This window comes from Cupriavidus consociatus (assembly GCF_017814975.1).
Lineage (GTDB): Bacteria > Pseudomonadota > Gammaproteobacteria > Burkholderiales > Burkholderiaceae > Cupriavidus > Cupriavidus consociatus.
On record NZ_JAGIQA010000110.1, the window covers coordinates 1 to 1,901 of the forward strand.

Below are 1,901 nucleotides of genomic sequence, written 5' to 3' on the forward strand. Positions count from 1 at the left end.
AGCGCGATCTTGTCGCGCACGTCCTGCGCGGCCTGGCCGACATCGACGCTCAAGTCGAACTTGATGACGACGACCGAAGTGCCCTGGTACGAGTGCGAAAAGATCTCGTCGATGCCGGAGATGGTGTTGACGATCTCTTCGACCTTGCGCGTGACGTCGGATTCTACCGACTCCGGCGCGGCGCCCAAGTATGTAGTCTGCACCACCACCACTGGGAAGGTGATGTCGGGGAACTGGTCGACCGGCAGGCGCTGGTAAGAGAACAGCCCGATCACGATGAAGGCCATCATCATCATGGTGGCCAGCACGGGGTTGCGGATGGACAGGCGGGTGAACCACATGGCAGGGGGCAGGCTTGACCTTTATACCTTGATGCGCCTGACTTGGCTGCCGCTGTGCAGTGCGCCGAGGTCGATGCGCACGATCTCGGCGCCGGCATCCAGGCCGGAGACTATTTCCACCAGCCCGCTGGCTTCATCGCGGATGCCCAGTTGCACAGGGCGTTCGGCCAGCGTGGCGCGGTCGATGGCATAGACGAAGACGCGTTCGCCCTCGGTGCGCACCGCCGAGGCTGGCACCGCCACCACGCCGGCGCGCTGGCCCAGCGCCAGTGTGCCGCGCGCAAACATGCCCCCGCGCAGCAGCTGGTTTGCATTCTCCACGCGGATATAGACCATGATGCTGCGCGTGCCCTGCATGACGGCCGGGTTGATCCGCACGAGCTTGCCGGTAAAGCGCCCGGCGCCTTCCACGTCGAGCTCGACCGCCTGGCCGACGCTGGCGCGTGCCACGTCGGCCATCGGCACTGGCGCCTCCAGTTCCAGCACGCGCAGGTCGACCACGTCGACCAGGCGCGTGTCTGGCGACACCTTCTCACCCGGCTGCGCCGCGCGCGCGGCGATCATGCCGTTCAGCGGCGAGCTGACCACGGTGTCGGCCAGCGCCTTCTGCGCGACGCCCAGGCCACCCTGGGCGGCGTCGAGGTTGGCGCGGGCGATGTCGAGGTCGGACTGGAACTTGTCGAACGCGGTCTTCGAGATAAAGCCCTTGCCGACCAGCTCGCGGTTGCGCTCCAAGGTCTGGCGCGAATTCTGGAACTGAGCCTGCATGGCCAGCATCTGCCCGCGCGCTTGTGCCACCCTGGCCTCGTACTCAGTCGGGTCGATGCGCGCGATCACTTGGCCGACGCGCACCGCCTCGCCTTCGCGTACCAAGACTGCTTTTACCTCCCCGGAGACCTTGGCCTTGAGCGAAGTTTGGTTCAGCGCGCGCAGGCTACCCGACAGCGGCAGCGACACCTGCAGGTCTTGGCGCGTCACGGTGACCAAGTCTGTCTGGAGCAACTCCACAAAATTGGCCGCGGGCGCCACAGCCCGCGGCTGTCGCGCGCTGCCGACCTTATGAATGGCCACTGTGGCGCTCAGCGCCAGACAGGCGGCGGTGATCAGCAGGGTCTTTCGCTTCATGTCGGGGTGCGAGGTCGCGGCACAGGGAAAAGGGACTTGGTACCCGTTGCGGCCGCGTTGCGCCAGCATGTCGTTGTGGATGATTTCTCACGATGCCGTTTGAGGCGTCACAGGCTGGTTGGGGGCTTTGCCAGCATAGATAGGCTATTATCATTGGCACATTAATGACGTGTGAGTCAGTCGCTACTGAATTTCTCATCGGAATTCCCTGATATTGCTCTAAGAAACTGTTTGTTGAATCTCGGGCGGAAAGGTGGATCTGCACGGCATCAGCAAGAGAGGTGATACGATGCCAGAACAGCTCGAGTACCAGTCGAGTCGCGCCGAGCTGGCCGACTGCCTTGAGCCGTTGAGGCTCCCCCCCGCGGCAGAATAGATGTCGCCCCGATAGAATTTGAACCCTGGGGGCGATAAGAGAGAGAAGTGGCTCGTTAC

At 63.6% G+C, this 1,901-nt stretch carries 2 protein-coding genes; both read right to left on the reverse strand.

What is annotated here, in order from left to right:
- The coding region (locus J8I82_RS37560) for an efflux RND transporter permease subunit (protein ID WP_209765662.1) at positions 1-341 on the reverse strand (341 nt) is incomplete at its 3' end.
- Positions 342-362: 21 nt separating this feature from the next.
- Positions 363-1,466, reverse strand: coding sequence for an efflux RND transporter periplasmic adaptor subunit (locus tag J8I82_RS37565; RefSeq protein WP_209765664.1), 1,104 nt, complete (start codon positions 1,464-1,466; stop codon positions 363-365).
- Between the last annotated feature and the right edge of the window lie 435 nt (positions 1,467-1,901).